The organism is Actinocorallia sp. B10E7 (genome assembly GCF_039871655.1).
Lineage (GTDB): Bacteria > Actinomycetota > Actinomycetes > Streptosporangiales > Streptosporangiaceae > Actinocorallia.
Genome location: NZ_JBDPLZ010000005.1, coordinates 376,957 through 402,562 on the forward strand (window position 1 = coordinate 376,957; position 25,606 = coordinate 402,562).

At 69.4% G+C, this 25,606-nt stretch carries 21 protein-coding genes, 1 tRNA gene and 1 pseudogene; 14 read left to right on the forward strand and 9 right to left on the reverse strand.

Translation table 11 applies throughout. The features are described from left to right. Positions 1–263 precede the first annotated feature (263 nt). The 4 genes from ABGB12_RS19550 to ABGB12_RS19565 all read right to left on the reverse strand — a co-directional run bounded on the left by ABGB12_RS19550 (position 264) and on the right by ABGB12_RS19565 (position 5,072). Positions 264–2,039, reverse strand: coding sequence for an amidohydrolase family protein (locus ABGB12_RS19550; RefSeq protein ID WP_347679887.1), 1,776 nt, complete (start codon positions 2,037–2,039; stop codon positions 264–266). Positions 2,040–2,132: 93 nt separating this feature from the next. Continuing rightward, positions 2,133–3,065: an alpha/beta hydrolase gene (locus ABGB12_RS19555; RefSeq protein WP_347679889.1), complete on the reverse strand. Its 933-nt coding sequence runs from the start codon at positions 3,063–3,065 to the stop codon at positions 2,133–2,135. Next, positions 3,055–3,726 carry a TetR/AcrR family transcriptional regulator gene (locus ABGB12_RS19560; protein WP_347679891.1) on the reverse strand — a complete coding sequence of 224 codons (672 nt, stop codon included), beginning with the start codon at positions 3,724–3,726 and terminating at the stop codon, positions 3,055–3,057. The genes ABGB12_RS19555 and ABGB12_RS19560 overlap by 11 nt, the downstream gene beginning before the upstream one ends. Beyond that, entirely contained in the window at positions 3,726–5,072 is a 1,347-nt protein-coding gene (locus tag ABGB12_RS19565) for an NAD(P)-binding domain-containing protein (RefSeq protein WP_347679893.1), read from the reverse strand. The genes ABGB12_RS19560 and ABGB12_RS19565 overlap by 1 nt, the downstream gene beginning before the upstream one ends. 102 nt (positions 5,073–5,174) lie before the next feature. Here ABGB12_RS19565 and ABGB12_RS19570 point away from each other — a divergent pair, with 102 nt between their 5' ends. Both ABGB12_RS19570 and ABGB12_RS19575 read left to right on the forward strand, forming a co-directional pair. Next, positions 5,175–5,354 (forward strand): hypothetical protein, encoded by a 180-nt coding sequence (locus tag ABGB12_RS19570; protein ID WP_347679895.1) that lies wholly within the window; start codon positions 5,175–5,177, stop codon positions 5,352–5,354. Then, complete coding sequence (locus ABGB12_RS19575) at positions 5,351–6,208, forward strand: SDR family oxidoreductase (protein ID WP_347679897.1); 858 nt, start codon at positions 5,351–5,353, stop codon at positions 6,206–6,208. Before ABGB12_RS19570 ends, ABGB12_RS19575 begins: the two co-directional genes overlap by 4 nt. 738 nt (positions 6,209–6,946) lie before the next feature. On the opposite strand, the pseudogene rnhA reads toward ABGB12_RS19575, so the two are convergent. Beyond that, positions 6,947–7,372: pseudogene (rnhA, locus tag ABGB12_RS19580) on the reverse strand (ribonuclease HI); the annotation flags it as partial. Positions 7,373–7,543: 171 nt separating this feature from the next. On the opposite strand from rnhA, the gene ABGB12_RS19585 reads away from it, so the two are divergent. The 3 genes from ABGB12_RS19585 to ABGB12_RS19595 all read left to right on the forward strand — a co-directional run bounded on the left by ABGB12_RS19585 (position 7,544) and on the right by ABGB12_RS19595 (position 9,949). After that, positions 7,544–8,461 carry a DUF5655 domain-containing protein gene (locus ABGB12_RS19585; RefSeq protein ID WP_347679899.1) on the forward strand — a complete coding sequence of 306 codons (918 nt, stop codon included), beginning with the start codon at positions 7,544–7,546 and terminating at the stop codon, positions 8,459–8,461. Between the two features lie 124 nt (positions 8,462–8,585). After that, positions 8,586–9,035, forward strand: coding sequence for a hypothetical protein (locus ABGB12_RS19590; RefSeq protein WP_347679901.1), 450 nt, complete (start codon positions 8,586–8,588; stop codon positions 9,033–9,035). Next, positions 8,987–9,949, forward strand: a complete 963-nt coding sequence (locus ABGB12_RS19595) for a recombinase family protein (protein WP_347679903.1) — start codon at positions 8,987–8,989, stop codon at positions 9,947–9,949. The genes ABGB12_RS19590 and ABGB12_RS19595 overlap by 49 nt, the downstream gene beginning before the upstream one ends. A gap of 120 nt (positions 9,950–10,069) precedes the next feature. Here the strand turns inward: ABGB12_RS19595 and ABGB12_RS19600 are convergent. Next, positions 10,070–10,158, reverse strand: a tRNA-Leu gene (locus ABGB12_RS19600). Positions 10,159–10,283: 125 nt separating this feature from the next. On the opposite strand from ABGB12_RS19600, the gene ABGB12_RS19605 reads away from it, so the two are divergent. Then, complete coding sequence (locus tag ABGB12_RS19605; RefSeq protein WP_347679905.1) at positions 10,284–11,582, forward strand: M20/M25/M40 family metallo-hydrolase; 1,299 nt, start codon at positions 10,284–10,286, stop codon at positions 11,580–11,582. A 646-nt stretch (positions 11,583–12,228) separates the two neighbouring features. Here ABGB12_RS19605 and ABGB12_RS19610 read toward each other — a convergent pair. Next, on the reverse strand, positions 12,229–12,435 hold the full coding sequence (locus tag ABGB12_RS19610; RefSeq protein ID WP_347679907.1) for a DUF5703 family protein: 207 nt from the start codon (positions 12,433–12,435) through the stop codon (positions 12,229–12,231). 212 nt (positions 12,436–12,647) lie between these two features. On the opposite strand from ABGB12_RS19610, the gene topA reads away from it, so the two are divergent. From topA to ABGB12_RS19630, 4 genes are all read left to right on the forward strand, one after another. Then, complete coding sequence (gene topA, locus ABGB12_RS19615) at positions 12,648–15,290, forward strand: type I DNA topoisomerase (protein WP_347679909.1); 2,643 nt, start codon at positions 12,648–12,650, stop codon at positions 15,288–15,290. Positions 15,291–15,318: 28 nt separating this feature from the next. Further along, positions 15,319–17,307 (forward strand): dTMP kinase, encoded by a 1,989-nt coding sequence (gene tmk, locus ABGB12_RS19620; RefSeq protein WP_347679911.1) that lies wholly within the window; start codon positions 15,319–15,321, stop codon positions 17,305–17,307. Between the two features lie 49 nt (positions 17,308–17,356). Beyond that, positions 17,357–18,508: a DNA polymerase III subunit delta' gene (locus tag ABGB12_RS19625; RefSeq protein ID WP_347679913.1), complete on the forward strand. Its 1,152-nt coding sequence runs from the start codon at positions 17,357–17,359 to the stop codon at positions 18,506–18,508. An 82-nt stretch (positions 18,509–18,590) separates the two neighbouring features. Then, the gene (locus tag ABGB12_RS19630) at positions 18,591–20,261 is read left to right on the forward strand and encodes a S8 family serine peptidase (RefSeq protein WP_347679915.1); all 1,671 of its coding nucleotides are present in this window, start codon (positions 18,591–18,593) and stop codon (positions 20,259–20,261) included. 46 nt (positions 20,262–20,307) lie between these two features. Here the strand turns inward: ABGB12_RS19630 and ABGB12_RS19635 are convergent, their stop codons facing one another. Then, positions 20,308–20,904: a hypothetical protein gene (locus ABGB12_RS19635; protein ID WP_347679917.1), complete on the reverse strand. Its 597-nt coding sequence runs from the start codon at positions 20,902–20,904 to the stop codon at positions 20,308–20,310. 237 nt (positions 20,905–21,141) lie between these two features. On the opposite strand from ABGB12_RS19635, the gene ABGB12_RS19640 reads away from it, so the two are divergent. From ABGB12_RS19640 to ABGB12_RS19650, 3 genes are all read left to right on the forward strand, one after another. Further along, positions 21,142–21,654, forward strand: a complete 513-nt coding sequence (locus ABGB12_RS19640) for a SigE family RNA polymerase sigma factor (RefSeq protein WP_347679919.1) — start codon at positions 21,142–21,144, stop codon at positions 21,652–21,654. After that, positions 21,651–22,226 (forward strand): permease-like cell division protein FtsX, encoded by a 576-nt coding sequence (locus ABGB12_RS19645; RefSeq protein WP_347679921.1) that lies wholly within the window; start codon positions 21,651–21,653, stop codon positions 22,224–22,226. The genes ABGB12_RS19640 and ABGB12_RS19645 overlap by 4 nt, the downstream gene beginning before the upstream one ends. A 64-nt stretch (positions 22,227–22,290) precedes the next feature. Continuing rightward, positions 22,291–23,115 carry a protein phosphatase 2C domain-containing protein gene (locus ABGB12_RS19650; protein WP_347679923.1) on the forward strand — a complete coding sequence of 275 codons (825 nt, stop codon included), beginning with the start codon at positions 22,291–22,293 and terminating at the stop codon, positions 23,113–23,115. Positions 23,116–23,225: 110 nt separating this feature from the next. On the opposite strand, the gene ABGB12_RS19655 is transcribed toward ABGB12_RS19650, so the two are convergent. After that, positions 23,226–24,149 (reverse strand): LysR substrate-binding domain-containing protein, encoded by a 924-nt coding sequence (locus ABGB12_RS19655; protein ID WP_347679925.1) that lies wholly within the window; start codon positions 24,147–24,149, stop codon positions 23,226–23,228. 70 nt (positions 24,150–24,219) lie between these two features. On the opposite strand from ABGB12_RS19655, the gene ABGB12_RS19660 reads away from it, so the two are divergent. Beyond that, positions 24,220–25,386, forward strand: a complete 1,167-nt coding sequence (locus ABGB12_RS19660; protein WP_347679927.1) for a TDT family transporter — start codon at positions 24,220–24,222, stop codon at positions 25,384–25,386. Positions 25,387–25,606 lie beyond the last annotated feature (220 nt).

Here is a 25,606-nt window from a genome sequence, read left to right on the forward strand (position 1 = left end):
GGAGGGTGAGCGGGGGCCAACTTCGATGTTGGAGATCTGGGGTTGGGCCATGCCGGCGCGGCGGGCGAGTTCGGCCTGGAGAGGCCAAGGGCGCTGCGGCTGTCCGGAATCTCCGAGGCACCTCACATGGGGCCGCCCAGAGAACACCGGGCGGCCCTCGTCGAGTTCCGCCCGGCGCACCTCCGGACGCCACCAACTGCTCGATCGCAGGCAGGACGTGCCCGGGTCCTGGCGTGCCGATCGCACTCGGCCGTAGACGCCGCCTACGCGACGGTGGCCGGGTCGACCTGGCCTTTCGCCTCGCCGGCCCGGAGGAAGCGGCCGGTGCGGCGCCTGCCGAGGTGGTCTGCCGCGGCCCCCTGGCCGAAGACGTACTGCCCCGCGACCAGGACCGCCGTGACCGCAGGGTCATTGCGGTTGACCATCCGTGACAGGTTCCCGAACGGCTCGAACGGCTCCTCGGCGTAGGCGTCGAGGGAGTCATCCAGGCAGGCGGGGTCGACGACGACCAGGTCGGCACGGTCCCCTTGGCGCAGCCGGCCGGCGTCAAGGGCGAACCAGTCGGCCAGTTCCCCGGTCAGCCGGTGGACGGCGTGTTCGAGGGACATGAAGGGGCGGCCTGCCTGCTCGGCGTCATGGACACGGCGCAGGAAGCGTAGACCGACGTTGTAGAACGCCATGTTGCGCAGGTGGGCGCCCGCGTCCGAGAAACCGATCTGGACCCCGGGGTGTGCCGCCACCTTGTCCAGCTGCTCGGGCCGGTGGTTGGAGATCGTGGTGCGCCAGCGGATCGAGGTGCCGTGCTCCAGGACGAGGTCCAGGAAGGCGTCGACGGGATGCTGGTCACCGCGTTCCACCGCGACCTGGCCGAAGGACTTGCTGACCACCGAGGGGTCGGGGCAGGCGACGATCTCGGCGTCGTTGAAGTCCCGATGCCACACGCGGGGGGTGAACCGCTTGGCGTAGTCGCGCTTGAACCACTCGCGGAAGCCCGGGTCGCGGAACAGTTCGTCGCGTTCGGCCTGCTCCCGCAGGTGCAGCGCGGCGGCGCCGGCACCCAGTTCCTCGAAGATCACCAGGTCGATGCCGTCGGCGTACACCTGGAACGGCACCGGCAGGTGCTGCCAGCGGAAGTCGCCGCCGAGGTGGTTCACCGCGCTGGCCACCGACGGCATGAGGTGGATGACCGCGGGGTTGGACTTGACGTCCGCGGCGGATAGCAGGCTCGTCTTGAGCGGTTTGCGGACGGTTCCGATGCTATCGAGAAGGAATTTTCCGATGTCGCTGGGCGACTCGACGTCCGGCGCGGCCTGCAGGATGCGGCCTCGGGCACGCAGGAGTCGTGTGAGCCGGCGCATCTCCTTTCTCTTGGCGTAGGTGGAGGGGAGGGTTCGCGACCGGCACCGTTCCCCGTCGAGTTTGTCGAACAGCAGCCGTTGTGCCGACATCCCCACGAAGCCCGAGTCCAGTGCCTCTCTGAGCATCTCGACCATACGTTCGATTTCCGCGGAAAGGGGCCGCACTTCGTGCTGAGTCGCCCGGGCCAAGCCCATCACCGCGGCGCGGATGTCGGAGTGCCCGATGAAGGCCGCGACGTTGGGTCCCAGCGGTAGCCCCTCCAGCGCCTTGACGTACTCCGCGGCATTCGACCAGGGCCGTCCCGCGGAGAGCACGTCGATGACATGCTCGCGCGGGATGGCCTCGACGCGTCCGAACAAGTCCCCTGCGTCCTCGGGGCCGACATGAACCGTGGACAGGGAGCAGGAGCCGAGCACGATGGTCGTCACCCCGTGCCGCAGGCTCTCGGTCAGCTCCGGGGCGGCGAGGATCTCGGCGTCGTAGTGGGTGTGAATGTCCACGAACCCGGGCAGCACCCACTTGCCGGAAGCGTCGATCACCCGCGGGCAGTCGTCCTCGTCGAGCGGCTCCGAGCTGATCGCGCTGACCTTCCCGCCGACGACACCCACGTGGCGTACGGCGGAGGGGGCTCCCGTCCCGTCGAACCATCGGCCGCCCCGCACCACGACGTCGTACTTCATGTGCCCTCCTCGGTCGCCGTCCTGTTTCCGCAGGTCAGCGGCTTGCTTTGTACACGATGCGCCGGGGTGAACTCGGCTTCTGGACGTTGTCGGTCATTGTGCTTCCGCCGTGGGAAGGGGCGTGGGCATGAGGTGGCGGGTCAGGAAGTGCACCTGGTGGGAGACGACGGCGGTGTGCCAGTCCGCGCCCTGGTAGACGTCGAAGTGGTCGCACGGGTAGTGCCGGACCTCGGCGCGCGCCTTTACCGCGGCCTTGAGAGCGGCATACGGCGGTGCGCTCCGGTCGAAGTCCGCGATCTGGAACAGCACAGGGCAGGCGATCCCCGCGGCGTCCTTGACGGAACGCTGCGAGCCGAGTTCGACGGTGATCGCGGCCCCGATCCGATTGCGCCAGCTCGGCCCGGCGATGGCCAGGTAGCTCTCCTCGGCCCCTTCGAGCGTGAGTGCCGCCATGGAGCCCGGCTTTCCGACCACCGGCATCATCACCTCCTTCGAGCCCACCGCCCGGGCCGCATAGGCGCGTAGGCCGAGCGCGGTGGTCCCCAGCAGCTGCGACTTCGGATGGCTGGACAGCGCGAGCCTGCCGGCCGCGGCCCCGTCCACCAGGGGCGTCAGGGCCACGACCGCGGCTACGTCCTTGCGGCCCGCGGCAACCGACAGCACGTGGCCGCCCGCGAGTGAGACCCCCCACAGCACCAGCCGGTTCGGGTCGACACCGGGCAGACCGGCGGCCGCCGCCATCGCCGCCCGGTAGTCCTCGTGCTGGCGGCGGATGGAGATGATCTGCCGCGGGGTGCCGGAGCTGAGCCCGAAGCCGCGGTAGTCGAACGCGAGCACATCGAGACCCGCCAGGGTCAGAGCCGTCGCGAAGGGTTCCAGCCCGGAGTCCATGGTGCCGGCCAGACCATGCGCCATCACCACGCACGGTCGCCCCTTCTCGGTGGCGAGTTCGTCGTGCGCGGCCCGGAAGAGCCAGCCGCGGCAGTCGACACCGCCCGAACCGAAGCTGATCGTCTCAAAGGTCATCGGGTGACTCCTCGGCTGTGGTGCTTGTGATGTCGTTCGGGACGGTGCCGTAGATCGTGCGCAGCCAGACCGTCGTCAGCGCTTGGATGTGCTGTTCCCTGGAGAGCGGGCCACCGAGGACGACGTGCTCCAACGCACGGTCATTGAGGTCGAGCAACACGGTGGCCAGTGCGGTGGCGCTCACTCCTTCCGGGGCGTTGCCGGCCTCACGCTCGGCCCGGATCATGCTCGCCACCGGCTCCACGAAGGACTGCCGGTCCGCCCCCCAGAGGCTTCTGATCGTCTCGTTGACCGCGCGCGTCTCCAGTACGGCCCGGTAGATGTGGCGGTGCTCGTCCACCGCCTCGAAGAGCCGGCGGATCACGGACTCGATCCGCCACTCGCGGCTGCCCTCACGGTCCGCGAGCATGGCCGCGGCGGGCCGGATGTCGTCGTACAGCTCCCCTACCAGCGAGGCCACGGCGTGCACCTTGTTCTCGAAGTAGAAGTAGAAGGCGGACCGGGTCACGCCCGCGCGGCGGGCGATGTCCGCGATGTTGATCGCCTCCAGGCTGCTCTCCTGGAGGTGCTCCTTCAACGAGGCCAGCAGCGCCTCACGCCGCTGGTCCCCGCGCCCTGGCGGCCTGCGGTCCAGCTTGTCCTCCCGTTTCGCGGTGACCATCAGACCCGGCCCCCCAGGACCGGCGCCCCGGACCTGGCCGCGCGGCGCCGTCCGCGCGGCAGTTCCTTTGTGCGCATCTCGTGCTCGTAGACGAAGTAGTCCACCTGCTGGGTGTGGCGCGGCGAGCCCACCATGTGCGCGGTGAACCGCCGTTCGTCGGCGGTGATCACCGCCTCCATCTCCTCGGTCGGCGGAAGCCGGTAGAACCCGGCACAGTACGCCGCGACCAGCCGGGCCTGGCACTCGACGAACGGGAACAGAGTGGGCGTGGACTGGGCGAAACCGACAAAGGCGAGGTCGTCGATACCCGGCCGGAAGATCCGCTTGTAGAGCGGGATGTGGTTGTCCGGCGCGCTGATGAAGTCCTCGTCGAAGAACGGGAAGGTGATGTTGTAGCCCGTCGCGTAGATGATCACGTCGAACTCATCGGACGTGCCGTCCTGGAAGTGCACGGTGCTCCCGTCGAGCCGGGAGATGTCGCCCTTCGCCGTCACGTCCCCGGAGCCGAGCCGCAGGGGCAGCTCCACCGACTGGGTCGGGTGCGCCTCCAGGAACCGGTGGTTCGGCTTCGGCAGCCCGTACCGCTCCGGCCGGCCCGAGATGAGGGGCTGGCCCAGTTGGGCGATCTTCCGCTGCCAGGAGAGCGGGAGATAGGGGATGGTCTGGTGGAGCTCGTCCGCCGGCCGTCCGGCGATGTACTTCGGCACGATCCAGGCACTGGACCGGGTGGACAGGGTGACCTTGTTGTCCAGCGCCCTGGACGAGACCTCCACGGCGATGTCGGCCGCGCTGTTGCCGATGCCCACGACGAGGATCCGCTTGCCGGACAGTTCGAGCGGCGTCCGCGGGTCGATGTAGGCGTGGGAGTGGATGGACTCGCCCGTGAACTCGCCTGGGAAGTCCGGAAGCCGCGGGTCCCAGTGGTGGCCGTTGGCGACGACCAGGAAATCGAACCTGGTCGTGTCCCCGGACTGCACGTCCAGCTCCCAGCCGCCGTCGTCGAGGCGACGCGCATGCACCACACCGTTCTCGAACCGGATGTTCCGCTTGAGGTCGAACGCCGTGGCGTAGTCCTCGAGGTACTCCTTGATCTGGCTGTGATGCGGGAAGTCCGGATAAGACCTGCCCATCGGGAAGTCCTTGAAGGACAGCCGCTCCTTGGACGTGTCGATGTGCAGCGAGCGGTACGCGCTGCTGTGCCCGTTGGGGTTGCCGAAGGCCCAGTTGCCTCCGATCCGATCGGAGGTCTCGAAGCACACGTACGGCACGCCGTAGTCGCCGAGCATCTTGCCCGTGGTCAGCCCACTGATACCTGCGCCGATCACGGCGATGGTTGGAAGCGGCACAAAAGCTCCTTGCGCGCGATCTGTGACGAACGTGACAAGCGTCACGGTAGCGACTAGTTTTGACACGCGTCAATCAGTATCGACACGCGTTAGGAGATCGCGATGGGTGACTTGCTCAATGCGGTGGTGGTCGGTGGAGCATCCGGGCTCGGCTGGGCCATCGCCCAGGCCCTGGCCGCGAACGGGTATGCCGTCACCGGCGAGGTGCTCGACGTCAACGGCGGTGCTCATCTCCGCCGCTATCCCGACCTGCACACCCACGTGGCGAAGGCGTTCGCGTGAGCGCCTCGCGGTTCGCCGGTGCCTCCGCGATCGTGACGGGAGGGGGCTCCGGCATCGGCGCGGCGATCGGCAGGGCGCTGGTCGAGGCCGGTGCCCACGTCGTGCTCGGCGACCTCGACGAGCAGGCCGCCAAGGCCGCCGCGGCCGAACTGGCCGGCGGTCCCGGAACCGCCTGTGGCGTCGCGCTCGACGTCACCGACGCCGCAGCGGTACGGCGGCTCGTGGAAGAGGTGGCCGCCGAGTACGGCGGGCTCGACCTGATGTTCAACAACGCGGGCATCTTCATCGGCGGCGAGACCGAGCAGATCTCGCCGACACAGTGGAACGCGATCATCGACGTCAACATCCGGGGTGTCGTCCACGGGGTCGCCGCGGCCTACCCGCTGATGATCGATCAGGGGAGAGGCCACATCGTGAACACCGCGTCGATGGGCGGCCTCATGGCGTCCGGTCTGCTCACCGGCTACGTGATGACCAAGCACGCGGTCGTCGGCCTGTCACTGGCACTGCGGTCCGAGGCCGCCGCGCACGGCGTCGGCGTGACCGCCATCTGCCCCGCCGCGGTGGACACTCCGATCCTCGACAAAGGCGCGGTCGGCCGGTTCCACGGCCGCGACTACTTCCTCAAGGGCCAAGGGGTGCGGCGACCGCTCGCCCCGGACGTGCTCGCGCGCCAGGTGCTCGACGCGGTCGCCGACGGTCGCGCCCTGCTCGTGGCCCCGCGCACCGCTCGCATCATGTGGCTGGCCGGGCGGCTGGCCCCCGGTCTCGTACAGCGCATGTCGATCCGCTTCGTCGCCCGGCAACGAGCGATGCAGGCGGCACGCGCGGCCCTCCCGCAGGAGAACCCCTGATGTTGACGTCCGGCGCTCCCAGCAGGAGTCCAGCGACGCCGGTCACGGTCCGATCAGTTCCCGGACGAGCCACGAGCTACGACGGCCGCACAGACCCCCACCAGACGATCCGGGATGCGTTGTCAACGTCCGAGCGGCTGCAGGCGATCATCGAGGAGATGCTGATGCTGATGCTGATCCGCATCGGCACCGGCCCCCGCACCGTCGAACCCCCATGCGTCTGACCTGGAGCGACGGGTTCACGGATTGAGGCTGGTGATGGTCGGGGAGGGTGTTCGCCCTGTCCTGCATCGGTTGCGAAGCCGATACCGGGAAGTGCGGAGTTCAGCGGAGTGCTCACGCATGGGGTAGGCAGCGCTCGCAGGGGGCGTAGCCCTTGGTCTGGGCGACTCTGAGGGGAGTGCGCACCGGGTCGTGGATCTCGTGGCCGCGCCATTCTGCGTATCTGTGGCCGTCGAGGAGGCCGGGGCAGTCGTGCGCTCGGTGCATGCTCCGGCCGCCCGCGGTGATGTAGACGTGGGCGATGAGTCCTTTGGGCAGGGGAGCGCACTGCGTCTCGGCGCACTGTCCGACGATCAGGTCGTGCAGGCATCGCTCCTCGGAGGTCCGCGGCGCCGGGATCTCTTCGACGGCCGACTCGACTTTGGCCGGTCGGGTGGGCGTCTCCTCGGGAACGGCGCGGAGGAGGTCGCGCTGGTAGAGGGTGGCCCGCGGGCCCCAGGTTTTCACGAGCGTGTCGGCCTGGGCCTCTTCTCGGCCTTGGGCGGCGAGTTCATCAGCTCGTTCGTTGTCGGGAATTCCGGAGTGCCCCTTGACCCATTCCCAGGAGATCCCGTGTCGTTCGCCGACGGCTTCCAGCCGTTTCCATAGGTCGGCGTTCTTGACCGGTTGCTTGTCGGAGGTGCGCCAGCCGTTCCGTTTCCATTTGGCGGTCCACTGGGTGACGCCGAGGCGCACATACTGACTGTCGGTACAGACCCGCACGGTGCAGGGACGCTTCAGGCATTCCAGCGCCTGGATGGCCGCCATCAGCTCCATCCGGTTGTTCGTGGTATCGGGCTCGCCCCCGTAGATCTCCCGGACATGTCGCCCGTAGCGCAGCACGGCTCCCCAGCCGCCCACCCCGGGATTGGGGGCGCATCCGCCGTCCGTGTGAATGGTCACGACCCCTGACTCCACACCGCCTCCTGCCGGCCGATCCGAACCGAGAATCTCATGATGACCATTGGTCTGCTTCGCGTCCAGGGACACGACGATCGGAGAAAGCCGCCCGGATTGTCGGACCTGTGCAGCAGACTGCTCGGTCTACCCCCCGATGTGAATGTTGGAGAGTCTGTGAGTGATCTGAAGCTGTTCAGGGTCATCGGTGGCTCGGTGGAGGAGCTTCCTGCGCGGACGTTCGCATTGGAGAAGCATCTTCAGGAGCTGATCGAGCGGAACATGGTGGCGCTGTTCGGGACGCGGTTCCTGGCTTCGGAGTACTCGACGGGCGCGGTTCACGGTGGCCGGATCGATTCGCTGGGCCTGGACGAGAACGGCTCGCCGGTCATCTTCGAGTACAAGCGATCCAGCAACGAGAGCGTCATCAACCAAGGCCTTTTCTACCTGGACTGGCTCATGGACCACCGGGCCGAGTTCGAGAAGCTCGTCACGGATGTGCTCGGTGCGCAGAGAGCCCCGGACGTGGATTGGCGGAACCCGCGGCTGGTGTGCGTCGCCGGTGACTTCACCCGGTACGACGAGCACGCCGTTCGGCAGATCAACCGTTCGATCGACCTGGTGCGCTACCGGGACTTCAATGGAGAGCTGCTCGCACTGGAACTCGTGACGTCCCGTACGGCCGCCGTGCCCGCGGCGTCGCAGTCTCCCGCGGTTTCGGGGCGCACCGGCACCGCGAGGAAGACCGTCAGCGACTACCTGGCGCAGGCCGACGGCCCTCTCAAGGACCTGTACGCCGCACTTGAGTCACTGGTGGAGGGGTTGGGGGACGACGTCACCAAGAAGACCTTGAAGGACTACTTCGCCTTCCGGCGCCTGAAGAACTTCATCTGCGTTGAGGTCCACCCGGCCAAGAGCAGCCTCCTGATCTTCCTCAAGATCGACCCCGCGACCGTCTCCCTGGAAGAGGGATTCACCCGGGACGTCAGCCAGATCGGCCACTTCGGCACCGGAGACCTGGAGGTCCGCATCCGCACTCGCGCCGACCTGGAACGAGCCGAACCCCTCATCCGCCGTTCCTACGAGGTCAGCTGACACGGCGACTCAGCGCGGACGGGCCTGCCGCCACGGACGACAGAGGCGAGCGGACTCGTCGGGGTCCGCTCCAACGCCCGTCTGGGCGCTCAAGGGCTGGGTGGAACGCTCAAAGAGACGGCCAGTGCCGTTGCGCGGGCGGGGTGGGTTGCGGTTTGCGTTCTACGGGCGGGTGTCGACGGAGGACTACCAGGACCCCGTGACGTCCCGGGCGCGCCAGCACGGTCAGGCTGAAGCGTTGGTGGCGGGGTTCGGGCGGATCGTGGCGGAGTTCTTCGATGTAGGGGAGAGCCGGGTGTTGCCGTGGGCGCGGCGCACTCAGGCGGCGGCTTTGGTGCTGGCGATGGCCGATCCTGATCGGGCTTTTGATGCGATCGTGGTGGGGGAGTACGAGCGGGCGTTCTACGGCGCCCAGTTCAGTCTGATGGCCCCGCTGTTCGAGCATTACGGGATCCAGCTGTGGTTGCCGGAGGTAGGAGGCCGGGTCGACTTCCAAGTCGAGGGCCACGAGCAGCTGATGATCTCGTGGGGGTGCAGTCCAAGCGGGAGATCACCCGGATCAGGATGCGGGTGATGACCGCGATGGCCGCCCAGGTGAGAGCCCAGGGCTGGTATCAGGGCGGCCGTCCGCCGTATGGATATCGGCTGACTGATGCCGGGCCGCATCCGAACCGGGTGCATGCGGCATGGGGACGCCGGGCTCATCGACTGGAGCCGGATCCGCAGACCGCGCCGATCGTCCGGTGGATGTTCGCCCAGCGGCTGGCGGGGCAGAGCCTGGCCCGGATCACCCGCGCACTCAACGACATGGGAATCCCGTGCCCGTCCGCGGCCGATCCGGGACGCAACACCCATCGCAGCGGCCAGGGGTGGACGTTGACCACGGTCCGGTCGATCCTGGCCAACCCCCGCTACACCGGCCGCGAGGTGTGGAACCGCCGGCCCTCGGCCCACGACCTGATCGACCCGGGCAACACGGGTCTGGGTCACCGTCAGGCGCAGCGCTGGAGTCTCCCGGAAGACTGGGCGATCTCCGAACGTCCCGTTCATGAGGCGCTGGTGAGCGAAGCCGACTTCGTCGCCGTCCAGGGCGTCCGTACCCGTCGCGGTCATCCCTGCCGGGTGTATCTGCTGGCCGGCCTGCTGCGGTGCGGTCTGTGTGAGCGGCGGTTGGAGTCCTGCTGGGCCAACGGCCGGGCCGCCTACCGCTGCCGTCACGGCCACACCAGCGCCTCCCGCCCGGATCCGCGGCGTCCGAAGAACCTCTACGTGCGTGAAGACCATCTCCTGGCCCGCCTGCCGGCCCTGTACCTGCTTCTGACCACAGACCTGGCCGACCTGCCGGAGGAACAGGTGCCCGGTGCCGAGGACGTCATCGGGTGGCTCCACGCCCGCCGCATCGAGCTCGTCTACGACCCGCGGACGCGCTCTCTACGGGCCGACCTTCCCGGAACGGCGCGGGTCATCGTCGACCAGAAAGCCGGTTAGGCCACCACGAGACGGCAGATGAAAGGAGAAACGCCCGGAAACGAAAACACCCGAGTTCAGCCGGTGCTGACCTCGGGTGACGGTCGACCCTGCCCGAAAACATCCGGACATGTACAACCTTGGTGTCCGAGGGGGGACTTGAACCCCCATGCCCCGCAAAGGGCACTAGCACCTCAAGCTAGCGCGTCTGCCTATTCCGCCACCCGGACGTGGGTGCTGTCCGCGCCCTGGGGCGCGGTGCGTCGTAACTGTACCAAAGGCTGAGGGTGAAGGGCGATTCGATCAGCTGGGAGGATGAGGGGGTGGCCGATCTGGGAGAAGGGGAGGGCCTGGGATGGGGATGGAAGACGAGGTCGTCGAGCTGTGCCGGGAACTGATCCGGATCGACACCAGCAACGCGGGTGACAACGCGGGGCCCGGGGAGCGGGCGGCGGCGGAGTACGTGGCCGAGAAGCTCGAAGGGGCGGGGATCAAGGCGACGATCCTGGAGTCCGACACCAGGCGGGCCAGCGTGATCGCGCGGATCGAGGGGGAGGAGCCGTCCCGGGACGCGCTGCTGCTGCACGGGCACCTGGACGTGGTGCCGGCCCAGGCGTCGGACTGGACACACGACCCGTTCGGCGGGGAGATCGCGGACGGGTGCGTGTGGGGGCGCGGGGCCGTCGACATGAAGGACATGGACGCGATGATCCTGGCGGCCGTCCTCGACCGGGCGCGGACGGGCCGTAAGCCGAAGCGCGACGTCGTCCTGGCCTTCCTCGCCGACGAGGAGGCGGGGGGCGCGTACGGGGCGCACTGGCTGGTCGACAACCACCCCGGGCTCTTCGAGGGGTGCACGGAGGCCATCGGGGAGGTCGGCGGGTTCAGTCTCACGGTGCCGGGGGACAGGCGGCTGTACCTGATCGAGACGGCCGAGAAGGGGCTGGCCTGGATGCGGCTGAAGGCCGTCGGCACGGCGGGCCACGGGTCGATGATCCACGATGACAACGCCGTGACGGAGCTCGCCAAGGCGGTGGCGCGCATCGGCGAGCACAGGTTCCCGGTGCGGTTGACCGACACGGTGCGGCGCTTCCTGGAGCAGGCCTGCGAGGCTTACGGCGTCGAGTTCGACCCCAAGGACCCCGAGGCGTGCCTTCCCCACCTCGGGACGCTGGCGCGGATGATCGGCGCCACGCTGCGCAGCACCCTCAACCCGACGCGCCTGGACGCCGGATACAAGGCGAATGTGATTCCGCAGCACGCGGAGGCGCAGATAGACGGGCGGTTCCTGCCGGGTTATGAGAAGGAGTTCTTCGAGACCGTCGACAAGCTGCTGGGGGAAAAGGTCCAGCGGGAATTCGTGCACTACGACATCGCCGTGGAGACGCCCTACGAGGGCGATCTCGTCGGAGCGATGGAGGAGGCCCTGACCTGGGCCGACCCGGGTGCGATCCCCGTCCCCTACTGCCTGAGCGCGGGCACGGACGCCAAGTCGTTCGCGACGCTGGGAATGCGCTGCTACGGGTTCGCCCCGCTCAAGCTCCCCGCCGACCTTGATTTTTCGGGAATGTTCCACGGCGTCGATGAAAGGGTGCCCGTGGATGGATTGCGGTTCGGAGTCCGGGTTCTCGATCGTCTCCTCGACAACGCGTGACCCTGTTCACGCCCGCACTCGCGCATTGACTGTGCGTGGTGCTAAGGTGACGCTTCGTAGGAGGAAGCTTTGCCTCCGCCGGGTGGGAGCTCGGTCGGCGGATGCCGTGTCCACAGGAGTCGTATGCGCATGTGGGTCAGGAACGGTGCCTCGGCCGTCCTCCTCGCCGCGGGCACCTGCGCCTTCTGCGCCCGAGGGGTGTGCGCGGACACCCCTTCGACCGAACGGCTCCTGGCGCCCGCCACGCGGCCCGGCGAGCTTCCGACGGTGCCGTCGGTGCGGTCCCGCAAGGCGCTGACGGTGCTCGGAGGGGCCCTGCCCGGTCTGCCGGAGCAGGGCCCGCCCGGCCTGCCCGTCCTCTGGCCGGACGAGCGGTCCGGGGCCATGGTGGCGGCCCCGGACGTGCTCTCCGCCGGGGACGGGCAGGCCCGGGTCCTGCCGGCGGGTTCGGCGCTGACCTTCCTCCCGGCGGTCGGAGCCGTGCTCTTCGGCCTGCGCCCCGGACGGGCCCGGCCTCACCCGCGAGGACGGCACTGCCGGCGGCGGGGCAGGTGGAACGGGTGGAACGCCCGGCGGGCCCGTGGCGGCCGACCTCAAGATCGCTTTGCTCGTCCCGGATGCGCGGCCGGGACGAGCAAAGCCTTTTTTACGTGTGGCTGTGCAGCGTGCTCCGCTGCCGGATGATCTTCTTGCGAAGCTGGATCCGCCGCCGCCCGTCCCGGTGGACCCGTACGGTGTGCAGCTCCCAGCCGCCGTACTCGGCGTGCTCGGTCATGATCTGTCGGGCGGTCTCCCTGGTGGTCCCGGCCGGCAGATTCACAATGAGATAGGTGTACTCCACCATCAAGGGCATCATGACAGATGAGAGCCGGGGGATGAACCCTCGGGGAAGGTCTGGAGTCCGTTCGGTCAGGGGGCGTGTCATCCTGTCGAGGGTTTATCGTCGCGTCATGTGCGGGAAGTCCGCACGACGGGGGACCCGTCACAACACGGGTAACGTCGACTGAAGAAGCCCACGGGCGATCAAGTGTCGGATTTGAAGCGATATGGATAGGTCGGAGCGCTGTGCCAGCCAGTAACGGCAGCAAGCCGGGAGGTACCCGCCTGGTGATCGTCGAGTCGCCCGCGAAGGCGAAGAAGATCGCGGGCTACCTCGGCAAGGGCTATGTCGTCGAGTCCAGCATCGGTCACATCCGTGACCTGCCGGCGGACGCCGCGCAGGTGCCCGCGAAGTACAAGACGGAGCCGTGGGGGCGGCTCGGCGTCAACGTGGACCACGAGTTCGAGCCGGTCTACATCGTCAACACCGACAAGAAGCAGCAGGTCGCCAAGCTGAAGAAGCTGCTGAGCGAGGCCGACGAGCTCTTCCTGGCGACGGACGAGGACCGCGAGGGCGAGGCGATCGCCTGGCATCTGCGCGAGGTCCTCAAGCCCAAGGTCCCGGTGCACCGGATGGTCTTCCACGAGATCACCCCGGAGGCGATCCGCGCCGCCGCCGCCAACACCCGCGAGCTGAACCTGCAGCTGGTCGACGCCCAGGAGACCCGCCGGATCCTCGACCGCCTCTACGGCTACGAGGTCAGCCCGGTCCTGTGGAAGAAGGTCATGCCGAAGCTGTCGGCGGGCCGCGTCCAGTCCGTGGCGACCCGGCTGGTGGTCGAGCGGGAGCGGGAGCGCATCGCGTTCGTCCCCGCCCACTACTGGGACGTCAGCGTCGACCTGTCCACCGGACGGCCCGAGGAGCCGAACCGCTTCACCGCCAAGCTGGTGTCCGTCGACGGCACCCGCGTCGCGCAGGGCAAGGACTTCACCTCCAGGGGTGAGCTGAAGGGCTCCGTCCGCAAGCTGGACGAGGAGACGGCCCGGGGCCTGGCGTCCCGGCTGGAGGGCCGTCCGTTCAAGGTCGTCTCCGTCGAGCAGAAGCCGTACACGCGCAAGCCGTACGCGCCGTTCCGGACCACGACCATGCAGCAGGAGGCCAGCCGCAAGCTGGGCTTCTCGCCGAAGTACGCGATGCAGATCGCGCAGAAGCTGTACGAGAACGGCTACATCACCTACATGCGAACCGACAGCATCACGCTGTCGGAGACGGCGATCGCCGCGGCCCGCGCGCAGGCGACGGCCCTGTACGGCGCGCAGTACGTACCGGACAGGCCGCGCGTCTACACCAGCAAGGTCAAGAACGCGCAGGAGGCGCACGAGGCGATCCGCCCGGCCGGCGAGAGGTTCCAGACTCCGGGCGAGACGGGCCTGACGGGCGACCAGTTCCGCCTGTACGAGCTCATCTGGAAGCGGACGATCGCCTCGCAGATGAAGGACGCGGCGGGCCAGTCGGTGTCCGTCCGGATCGCGGGGGAGTCCACCTCCGGGGAGCGGGCCGAGTTCGGCGCGTCCGGCCGCACGATCACCTTCCACGGCTTCCTCAAGGCCTACGTGGAGGGGGCCGACGACCCCGAGAGCAGCACCGACGACCAGGAGTCGCGGCTGCCCGTCCTGGCCGAGAACGACGCCCTGGAGGCGCTGCGGCTGCTCGCCGAGGGCCACTCCACCCGGCCTCCGGCCCGCTACACCGAGGCCTCGTTGATCAAGGAGCTGGAGGAGCGGGAGATCGGCCGCCCGTCCACCTACTCCTCGATCATCGGTACGATCCTCGACCGCGGCTACGTCTTCAAGAAGGGCACCGCGCTCGTCCCGGCGTTCCTGGCGTTCGCGGTGGTCCAGCTGCTGGAGAAGCACTTCGGCAACCTGGTCGACTACGACTTCACCGCCCAGATGGAGGAGTCGCTCGACGCCATCGCCCGCGGCGAGACCGAGCGGGTGCCGTGGCTGCGCCGCTTCTACCACGGTGAGCACGGCCTCAAGGAGCTGGTCAGCGATCTCGGGGAGATCGACGCCAAGGAGATCTCGTCCTTCCCGGTGAAGGACGATCCCGGCACCATGATCCGGGTCGGCCGGTACGGGCCGTACCTGGACCGGGACGGCGTGCGCTGCAACATCCCCGAGGAGCTCGCCCCGGACGAGCTGGACAAGGCCAAGGCCGACGAGCTGTTCGCCCAGCCGAGCGGCGACAGGGTGCTGGGCAGGGATCCGGAGACCGGCTACGAGATCGTGGCCAAGAGCGGACGCTACGGGCCGTACGTCACGGAGATCATTCCGGAGGAGGTCACCACGACCGCTTCCGGCCGCAGGAAGCCGGGGGCGCCCAAGCCGCGCACCGGTTCGCTGTTCAAGTCGATGTCGCTGGACACCGTCACCCTGGAGCAGGCGCTGCAGCTGCTGTCGCTGCCGCGGGTGGTGGGGGAGCTCGACGGGGAGCAGGTCACGGCGCAGAACGGCAGGTTCGGCCCGTATCTGAAGAAGGGCACCGACAGCCGGTCCCTGGGCTCCGAGGAAGAGATCTTCACGGTCACGATCGAGCGGGCGAAGGAGCTGTACTCCCAGCCCAAGCAGCGCGGACGGCGGGCCGCCGCGCCTCCGCTGCGGGAGCTGGGCAACGACCCGGCGTCCGGCAAGCCGGTCACGGTGAAGGAGGGCCGGTTCGGCCCGTATGTCACCGACGGGGAGACGAACGCGTCCCTCCGCAAGGGTGACGAGGTCGAGTCGATCACGATTCAGCGGGCGGCGGAGTTGCTCCAGGAACGGAGAGAGAAAGTAGCGGCAGCGGGTCCCAAACCGGCGCGTAAGAGGACTGCCAAGTCCAAGGCATAGGGATACTCTCGCCGATACCCTGCCTGGCATGAACAATCCAGGCGTTTTCCGGAGCAAGCCGTTCCGTCGGCTGGGGATCGCACTCTCGCTGTCCAGCCTGGGGGACTGGCTGAGCGTGCTCGCGCTCACCGCCTTCGCATGGTCCCTGACGGACGGCTACACGTCCGGGGCGTACGCGGTCGGCGCCGTGCTGATCGCCAAGCTCCTGCCGGTGGTGCTCTTCGGCCCGCTGGCGGGAGTGATCGCCGAGCAGCTCGACCGCCGCTGGACGATGATCGTCATGGACGTGCTGCGGGTCGGGCTGGTCGTGTCCGTCCCGATCGTGGACCGGCTGGAATGGTTGTTCATCGCCGCCTTCCTGGTGGAGCTCGTCACGCTCTTCTGGCGGGCTGCGGGCGAGGCCATGGTCCCCGGAACCGTGCCCCCCAAGGACCTGGAGAGCGCCCGGAGACTGGCCCTCCTGGCCCTGTACGGATCGGCCCCGGTCGCGGGGCTGCTGTTCGCGGGTGTCGCGCTGATCGCCAAAGCCGTCCTTCCGGGACCGGACCTCACCCTGTACGTCACCGGAGCGGTGTTCCTGGTGAGCCTCGTGACGGTGTTCTCGCTGAGCGCCGTACGGCATCCCGTCTCCGCCCCGTCCCTGATGGGGCAGATCCTGGACGGCTGGAAACACGTCGGCGGCACGCCGCTCGTACGCGGTCTCGTCGTCGGCGTCGTCGGCGCCTCGATCGCCTGCGCGTCCGTGATCGGCGTCTCGCGGATCTACGTGGACTCCCTGCACGGCGGAGACGCCGGATACGGGATGGTGTTCGCGGCGGTCTTCGTCGGCCTGGGGCTCGGACTGTTCCTCGGCCCTCGCATGCTCCCCGGCTTCAGCAGGCGCAGGCTGTTCGGCCTGACCCTCGTCCTCACCTCGCTCGTCCTCGTGCCCATCGCGTTGATCCACGACCTGATGGCGCTGTTCTTCCTGTCGGCGCTGCTCGGCCTGGGCGCCGGGGCGGCGGTCGGCGGCGGCCACGCCCTGCTGGAGGAGGAGATCCGCGAGGAGTTGCGGGGCCGCGCGGCCGGCTACCTGCAGGCGATGTCCCGGATCGCGCTGATCACCGTCCTGGGGCTGGCTCCGCTGGCCGCCGGGGCGATCGGCGCGCACACCCTGCGCGTCGGGGACCTGGGCTACAGGGCGGACGGCGCGAACGGCGTCCTGCTCGTCGCGGCGCTCCTCACCCTGATCACCGGCCTGGTCTCCTACCGGCTGATGGACGACCGCCGCGGCATCCCGCTCCGCCGCGACCTCTCCGGCGCGCTGACGGGCGTCCCCTACGTCCCGCCCGCGCCGAAGAAGGACCGCGGCCTGTTCATCGCCTTCGAAGGCGGGGAGGGCGCGGGCAAGACGACCCAGGCGCGGCTGCTCGCCATCTGGCTTCGCGACAACGGGTTCGACGTCGTGACGACCCGCGAACCGGGCGCCACCAAAGTCGGCATGCGGCTCCGGGCGCTCCTTCTCGACCGCGAGACGACGTCGCTCTCCCACCGCGCGGAGTCGCTGCTGTACGCCGCGGACAGAGCCCAGCACGTCGACACCGTCGTCCGCCCGGCGCTGGAGCACGGTTCGATCGTCATCACCGACCGCTACATCGACTCGTCACTGGCCTACCAGGGCTTCGGGAGGGAACTCCCGGTCGAGGAACTCCGCGCCGTCAACGAGTGGGCGACGTCCGAACTCCGGCCGGATCTGACGGTCCTGCTGGACGTCCCGCCGTCCCTGGGGCTGAACAGGTTCGCCACGCCCGCCGACCGCATCGAGTCCGAACCGACGGAGTTCCACGAGCGGGTACGGCGGGGTTTCCGCGCCCTCGCGGAGGCCGAACCGCACCGCTACCTCATCGTGGACGCCTCCCTGGCGCAGTCCGAGATCACCCGGCAGATCCAGGAGAAGGTGCTCGGCGTCCTTCCCGACCCGGTGCCGGCCTCCGCCGAGGACGTCACCTCGACCTTCCCGGTGATCACCGACGCCTGAGCGGCCGATCACGTCGTGGCTTCGCGGCGGAGGGCTTAGCCTGGCAGGCATGACGGTGTTCGACGACCTGGTGGGTCAGGGGCCGGTCGTCGCGCAGCTCCAGGCAGCGGTGACGGCGGCCCGTCAGGGAACCGGCGGGATGACGCACGCGTGGCTGTTCACCGGCCCGCCCGGCTCCGGCAGGGAGACGGCCGCGACGGCTTTCGCCGCGGCCCTGCAGTGCGTCGAGGAACCCGCGGGCTGCGGATACTGCGCGAACTGCCACCAGGTGCTGCAGGGTACGCACGCGGATCTGGAAGTGGTGCGTCCCCAGGGGCTCTCGTACTCGGTGAAGGAGACACGCGCACTCGTCATGCGCGCCGCGTCCAGCCCGAGCGGCGGACGATGGCGGATCGTGCTGTTCGAGGACGCCGACAGGGCGACGGAGGCCGCGGCCAACGCGCTGCTGAAGGCGATCGAGGAGCCGCCCCCCAGAACGGTGTGGCTGCTGTGCGCGCCGTCCCCGGACGACCTCGTCATGACGATCCGTTCGCGGTGCCGTCTGGTGACGTTGCGGACACCGCCCGCCGACGCCGTCAGGGACCTCCTCGTCCAGCGCGACGGAGTCGAGCACGAGCTGGCCTCCGCGGCGGCCAGGGCCGCGCAGGGGGACATCGGGCGGGCCCGCCGGCTCGCCGCGGACTCCTCGGCCAGGCAGCGGCGGCAGGAGATCCTCTCGGTCCCGGCGCGGCTGACGGCGGTGGGCCCGGCCGTCATGGCCGCCGAGGCGCTGGTCAAGGCCGCCGAGGCGGAGGCCAAGGCCCTCACCGAGGAACTGAACGAGGCCGAGACCGCGGCCATGCGCCAGGCGCTGGGCGAGTCCGCCAAGGGGCGGATGCCGCGCGGCACGGCCGGGGCGATGAAGGAGCTGGAGGACCGGCAGAAGTCCCGGGCGACCCGGCTGAAACGGGACGCGCTCGACCGGACGCTGCTGGACCTGGCGTCGTTCTACCGCGATGTGCTGACGCTGCGTTTCGGGGCGTCCGTGCCGGTCGTCAACGAGGACCGCCTGCCGGAGCTCCAGTCGTACGCCCGCAAGCTGCCGGCGGAGGCGGTGATCCGACGACTGGACGCGATCATGGCCTGCCGGAGGCGGCTGGCGGCCAACGTCAACCCGCTGCTGGCCGTCGAGGCGATGATGTTGGAACTTCGCACCGGCTGAACGGACTCCTTACCCCGAAGCTCTGTCACCGCTCGATCACTCTCCGTAGTATCTGGAGTTCGATCCAGTTTCGGGAGATGCAATGCGGCACGTTCTCGTCACCACGTCCGTGGCTGCCGTCGTCATGGGAGCCCTGGTCACGGTGCCCGTGTGGGCGGAGCCCCAGGCCCGCCAGGAGCAGGAGTATGTGGTCCTCTACGAGGAGGGCGCGGCCCCGGAGACGGCGCGCGCGGCCGTGAGAGCCGCCGGAGGGCGGGTGGTCGACGAGAACACGGCGCTGGGCTTCGCGACGGTGCGCACCACCGCCGCGGGGTTCCTGCGGCGGGTGGACGCCGCGTCCGTGCTGGAGGGCGCCACCACCAACCAGGTGATCGGGGCCCTGCCCGGGGCGGCCGAGAAGCTGGCGCGATCGCCCGAGAAGCTCTTCGGGACGGGCAGCGCGCCCAGGCCGAAGCGCGGCGCGAAGGGCGAGCCGCTCAGCTCCCTGCAGTGGAACCTCCGGCAGATCGACGCGCACAGGACGCACCGGCTCGAGCGCGGGGACAAGCGCGTGCTCGTCGGCGTCATGGACACCGGCGTCGACGGCGACCACCCCGACATCGCGCCGAACTTCAACCGGAAGCTGAGCCGCAACTTCACCGTCGACCTGCCCACGGACGCGAACGGGGCGAAGCTCGACGGGCCCTGCTCGGAAGAACCGGACAAGTCCTGCAAGGACCCGGTGGACGTCGACGAGAACGAGCACGGCACCCATGTGGCGTCCATCATCGCCTCGCCGCGCAACGGGACGGGTGTCCAGGGCGTGGCCCCCAACGTCACGCTGGTGAACCTCCGCACGGGGCAGGACTCCGGCTACTTCCTCCTCAAGCCCACCCTGGACGCCCTGACGTACGCGGCGGACCACGGCATCGACATCGTCAACATGTCGTACTACATCGACCCGTGGGCGTGGAACTGCCGCGACAATCCGGCGGACAGCGCCGAGGAGAGGCTCCAGCAGAGGACGGTCATCGAGGCGACCAACCGGGCGCTCCGCTACGCCCACCGCAAGGGCGTCACGCTGATCGCGGCGGCGGGCAACGGGCAGGCCGACTACAGCAAGGAGCTCACCGACGCCTCCAGCCCGAACTTCGCGGTCACGAAGGGCCAGAAGCCCAGGTCGCGGAAGATCCCGCCGAGCTGCGTCTCCCAGCCGCCCGAGGGCGACCACGTCATCGCGGTCTCGTCCACGGGGCCGAGCAAGCGCAAGTCGTATTTCTCCAGCTACGGCCTCGGCTACATCCTGCTCGCCGCGCCCGGCGGCGACAAACTGGACACCAAGGACAAGAAGACCGACGACAAGGCCGGAATCTGGGCCGCCTACCCCGAGAACGTGGCGCGCGAGAACAACAGGATCGACGCGAACGGCAAGCCGACCGTCTCGTACGTCATCCGGCAGGGCGGCGCCTACTACCTGTCCCTCCAGGGCACCTCGATGGCCGCGCCCCACGTCACCGGCGTGGCCGCCCTCATCGTCAGCCGCTTCGGCAGGAGGAACCCCGGCGGCGGGCTGAGCATGGATCCCGCGAAGGTGGAGGCACGGCTGCGCGCCTCAGCCGTGCCCCACGCCTGCCCCGTTCCCGCCGACTACACCTATGAATGGTTCGGCACCTCGGGCACCCGGGGCACCAGCACTCAGAAGTGCGAGGGAACGCGAACCCGTAACGGCTTCTACGGCGTCGGCATCGTCAACGCCGCCCGGGCCGTCCGCTGACCGTCCGCCGGGAGGGCGGCGACACGCCGTCCGCCCGGCGTGCCGGTCATTGCTCGATGTCGTTGCGCATGGCCGCGAAGTCGGACGACGCCGTCGCCAGGTCGCTGTTGGGGAAGAGCGCGACGCCCGCGGTGTTCTCGTCGGCCCAGCCGCAGATGACGTTGCCGTCCTCGGAGAGCGAGGCGAGGAAGCACTCGAGGGAGCCTCCGTACGGCCCCGGCGCGTACGGCTCCGCGGAGACGTCCCCGTACGTCCAGCCCACACGTTCCAGCATCCCGCGCCAAAGGTGCTGGCGCCGCGTGCTGGTGTCCTCGGGCACGTTGTCGACCGCGACGAGCAGGACGGGATCCCCCTGCTGCCCCGGGTACTGGTAGTTCTCCATGACCAGCGTCATGTTCGGGCGGACCTCGCCCGGGTCGATCGCGAGGTCGCTGACGGCCCCCTGCCCGGTGACCTTGACCAGCCCGCCCGCCTGCGCCGCCGAGACCACCCGGCGGGCCTGGGGCTGCGTGGCCTGGGGCTGCCCCTGCTGGGGGTTCTGCTGCTGGGGGACCCCGGCCTGGGTCTGCACCGTCGTCGGGCGCGACGGGTTGCTGCTGGGCCCGGTCGTCTCGAGGTCGGTGGTGACCGTGCAGGCGCTCAACACCCCGACACCTACGAGAGCCACAACAGCCTGTGCGATACGCATGTTCTTCTCCAAGTCCCTGTTACTGGAGAATCATGGCCTCTCATCCCACCCGACCCACAGTGAGCAGCGTCCCTATCCTCCCGGGACGTCCGGTCCATTGAGAGAAGCGGCTGTATGACCCGTGGCTTCCAGGGCTCCGGAATCTCTCATCGGACTCAGGCAACCTCGGGGCCGCGACGGCGTCTCTGGGACATGAATGCTGACACGGTGCTCCTGCACCCTCCGGACGAGAGCACCTTCTCCGAGCTCTACCGGGAGCACGCGCTCGGGCTGACCAGGCTCGCCCTGCTCATGGTCGGCGACCGGCAGACGGCGGAGGACGTCGTCCAGGAGGCGTTCCTGGGGCTCTACCGCCGCTGGCGCTCGCTACGGGACCGTGACAAGGCCCTCGTCTACGCCCGGTCCGCCGTGCTCAACGGCTCCCGTTCGGTCCTGCGCCGCAGACGGCTGCCGCTCCTGGGCGCCCACCTGCCCCCGGTCTGGTCCGCGGAGTCCGAGGTGATGGTCGGCGAGGACCGCAGGCAGGTTCTGGCCGCACTCCAACGGCTTTCGTCACGGCAGCGCGAGGCCCTGATCCTGCGCTATTTCCTGGAGTTGTCCGAAGAAGAGACCGCGGCCACGATGCGGGTCAGCCGGGGCACCGTCAAGTCCACCACTTCCCGGGGCGTCGCAGCCCTCGGCCGCCTCCTGGAGGAGCAGCAGTGAACAGCACCGAAGAACGCCTGCGCGACGCGCTCCACGGAGTCGCCCGGACCATCGACGCGCCCCCGTCCTTCACCGCCCCCGCCCGTCGCTTCTCCCTCACCCGCCCCCTGGCCGCGGCGATCGCGGTGGCAGCGGTCGTCAGCGGAGCCGTGTCCCTCATCGACGAACGGTCTTCGACCACCGGACAGGTCTTCGCTCCGCCCGCAGAGCCCCACCGCGTCGCGGTGTACCTCTGCACGGGCAACTCCGCGAACGAGCGCTGCAAGGGCCGGGACAGCACTGAGCGGCAGCGGCAGGCCATCTTCGACAAGCTGAGCTCCTTGCCCCAGGTCAAAAATGTGACCTATGAGTCGAAAAGAGCTGCGTACGAACGATTCCGGCAACTCTTCAGCGATAAGCCAGGGTTCCTGGCCGCGACGAAGGAAGGCGATATCCCGGACTCATTCCGGGCGGAGGTCGAGCCCGGAGCCATACCGGAGATCAAGGACACCCTCACCGACCTGTCGGGCGTCGACCGGATCGTCGACGAGACCGCCATACGAGAAGCCGCACGGGACGCCTCAAGGAACTGACGACGGTACGGCCGTCGCCCGCTCGTCGGGTATGACCGCGCACGCCGTTCTGTAGGGTGTCGGCGTGCGGGTGGCGATCGGCACCGAGCCGGAGCGGCCCGGCAAGGAGAACGAGGACTTCGCGGCGGTACTGCCCGGCGCGGTGGTCGTCATCGACGGGGCCAGCGCTCCGCCGGGTCTGGAATCGGGCTGCGCTCACTCGGTCGCCTGGTACGCCCGAACCCTCGGCGGTCTCCTGGCGGGAGTCGTCACCGACCCTTCACTGACACTGGCCGACGCGCTGGAAGCCGGTATCGAGCGAGTCGTCCTCGCCCACACCGACACATGCGACGTGGGAAACCCGCACTCGCCCTCGGCGACGGTGGCCGTCGCCAGAGCAACGGGCGACGAGCTCGAATACCTGGTGCTGGCGGACACGACGGTGCTGCTCGCCCGATCCCGCGACGAGCCGCTGGCGGTGACCGACGGCCGTCTGGAAGCGCTGCGAGGCAGGATCGACGGTCTTGCGGAAGGCCCTTCGCTCTGGGGCGACACGCGTGCCTTCGCGCGACTGTCCCGAGTCGAGAAGTTCGCCGCCTACCGCAACCGGCCCGGCGGCTTCTGGGTGGCCGGCACGGACCCCGCGGCCGCCCGGGAGGCCGTCACCGGATCGCTGCCGCTGGCGGAGGTGCTCTCGGTGTCGGTGATGACCGACGGAGCCACCCGCCTCGTCGACCTGTTCGGCCTGCGGACCTGGTCCGGCGCACTGGACCTCCTCGACGAGGAAGGACCTGCCGGGCTGATCCGGCGGACCCGCGAGGCCGAAGCCTCCGACCCGGACGGAACCCGGTGGCCTCGGGCCAAGGCATCCGACGACGCGACCGTGGTCCACTGGACGCTGCCCATGTGAGGAAGAAGATCCGCCTGCGCTCGGTGACAGTGCTCTTGCGCCCTGCGAGCGGAGGCCGAGCACGACATGGGGCCGAGCCGAATCGGTCCTCCGGCCGTCACGGGCGGCTTTCAGCGGGGCTCCGCCGACGCGCAGGCGATGTCGACCAGGTCGCGGGCGAGACCGAAGAGCTGGTCGTGGGACCGGTGGACGACCCGAAGAGCGCGGGTGAGGTCGAGCCCGGAGACCGGGACGGCGACCACCGTTCCGGCCTTGATGTCCTGCGACACGGCCAGACTGCTCAGGACGGCCGGGGCGACGCCTTCCGCGACGGCGGTCTTGATGGCCGTGGTGGAGGAGAGCTCCAGCAGAGGCGGGGCCGGGGGAACTCCCGTACCGGCCCGAAGGGCGCGTTCGAGGGACAGACGGGTGCCGGAACCATGTTCGCGGCTGACCAGGGGAGTCGCCGCCAGTTCTCCTGCGGAGACACCCCGCCCGCGACGACGGGTCCACGGGTGGCCGGGGTGGGTGATGACGGTGAGTTCGTCGTGTCCGACGGTCCGCGCGCTCAGCCCGTGCGGGACGGTGGGGCCCTCGATGAAGCCGATGTCCATCTGGCCGGAAAGGACGGCCGCGGCGACGTCGTCGGAGTTTCCCGTGGTCAGGGCGACGGTGGTGCCGGGGACCCGGGCGTGGAACCGGACCAGCCAGTGCGGCAGGAGGTACTCGGCGATGGTGAGGCTGGCGGCGACCGGCAGCCTGCTCGCCGTCGTGTGGTGCAGGGACGCGATGCCCGCCTCCAGCGCGGAGGCCGCGTCCAGGGCGGTCTTCGCCCAGTCCGCGACGAGCGCGCCGTGTTCGGTCAGCCGGGACCCCTGCGGAGAACGGTCCAGGAGCCGCAGCCCGAGGCGGCGTTCGAGGTGCCGGATGCGCGAGCTGGCGGCGGGCTGGCTGATGCCGTGACTGCGGGCGGCGGCTCCGACGCCGCCGTGGCGGGCGATGGACAGCAGCAACTCGAAGGGGCCGAGATCGGTGACCCTGCTGGGCAAAGGCATAATCCGAGCTTATGGCTTCATACCGGATAGCCGACTACCTGCCGGAATCGGGAACTGCGAGGGTGAGGGCATGAGCTCCTGCGCCACCCGACCGCGACACGCCGACATCCGAGAGGGGCGACGCCTGCCCGCCGGGCTCCTGCGCGAACTCGAGCACCCGGCCGACCTGTTCCGCCACTTCGGCCCGAACTGGTTCGCCGCCGTGATGGGAACCGGGATCGTGGCGAACGCCGCGGCCGGCCTGCCGCTGCACGTGCCGGGACTGCGGACGGCCGCCACCGCGGTGTGGGCGTCCGCCGCGCTCCTCCTCGTGACGCTGTCGTCGGTCTGGGCCGTCCAGTGGCTGCGGTACCGCCAGGTGGCGCGGAGCCACGCGCACGACCCGGTCATGGCCCACTTCTGGGGTGCCCCCGCGATGGCCCTGATGACGGTGGGGGCGGGCACGCTCGAACTGGGACAGGACTGGATCGGCGTCGAGGCCGCGGTGCGTGTGGACGTGGTGCTGTGGACGGCCGGCACCCTGCTCGGACTGGTCACCAGCGTCTGGATCCCCTTCAGGGCGATGACCGGGCACCGGGTGGACGAGAACTCGGCTTTCGGGGGCTGGCTGATGCCGGTGGTCCCGCCGATGGTCTCGGCGGCCACCGGTGCGGCCCTGATCCCGCACACCGCGCCGGGGGAGGGGCGGCTGGCCCTGCTGCTGGGCTGCTACGCGATGTTCGGGATCAGCATGTTCGCCGGAATGGTGATCATCACGCAGGTGTGGAGCCGCCTGGTCCACCACAAGGTGGGCCCCGCGGCGATGGTCCCCACGTTGTGGATCGTGCTCGGTCCGCTGGGCCAGTCGGTGACCGCGGCGAACCTGCTCGGTTCCGCCGCCCACCTGGCGCTGCCCCGCTCCCACGCCACCGGCGCCGAGATCTTCGGTTTCCTCTACGGCGTCCCCACCTGGGGTTTCGCGATGATGTGGCTCGCCCTGGCCGCGAGCATCACCGTGCGAACGGCCCGCCGGCACCTGCCGTTCTCACTCACCTGGTGGAGTTTCACCTTCCCCGTGGGCACCTGCGTGACCGGCACCGGCGCACTCGCCGCACACCTGCACTCCACCCTGCTCACCGCCGCGGCCGTCGCTTTGTACGTCCTGCTGGTCGCGGCCTGGATCACCGTCGCCCTGCGCACCCTCCGAGGCTGCGCCCGAGGCACCCTGTTCCTCCCGCCCGCACCGCGACCCGGATGACGAACCCGAAACCGCGCGAGAACGGGGTGACGGGAAGCTCGAAGTCGAGCCGCTGCCGCCCGGAGGGCAGGGCGCACCGGCCGGAAGAGCCGACGCCGTAGCAGCGGGAGTCGCCGTTGATCCGAGCGGGTGGTCGGGCTCGGCCGGAGCCGAAGGACGCGGACCGTTCCGGGATCACCTTGCGCGACCCCGTCGATCCCGTCGACGCGGTCGTCAAGTG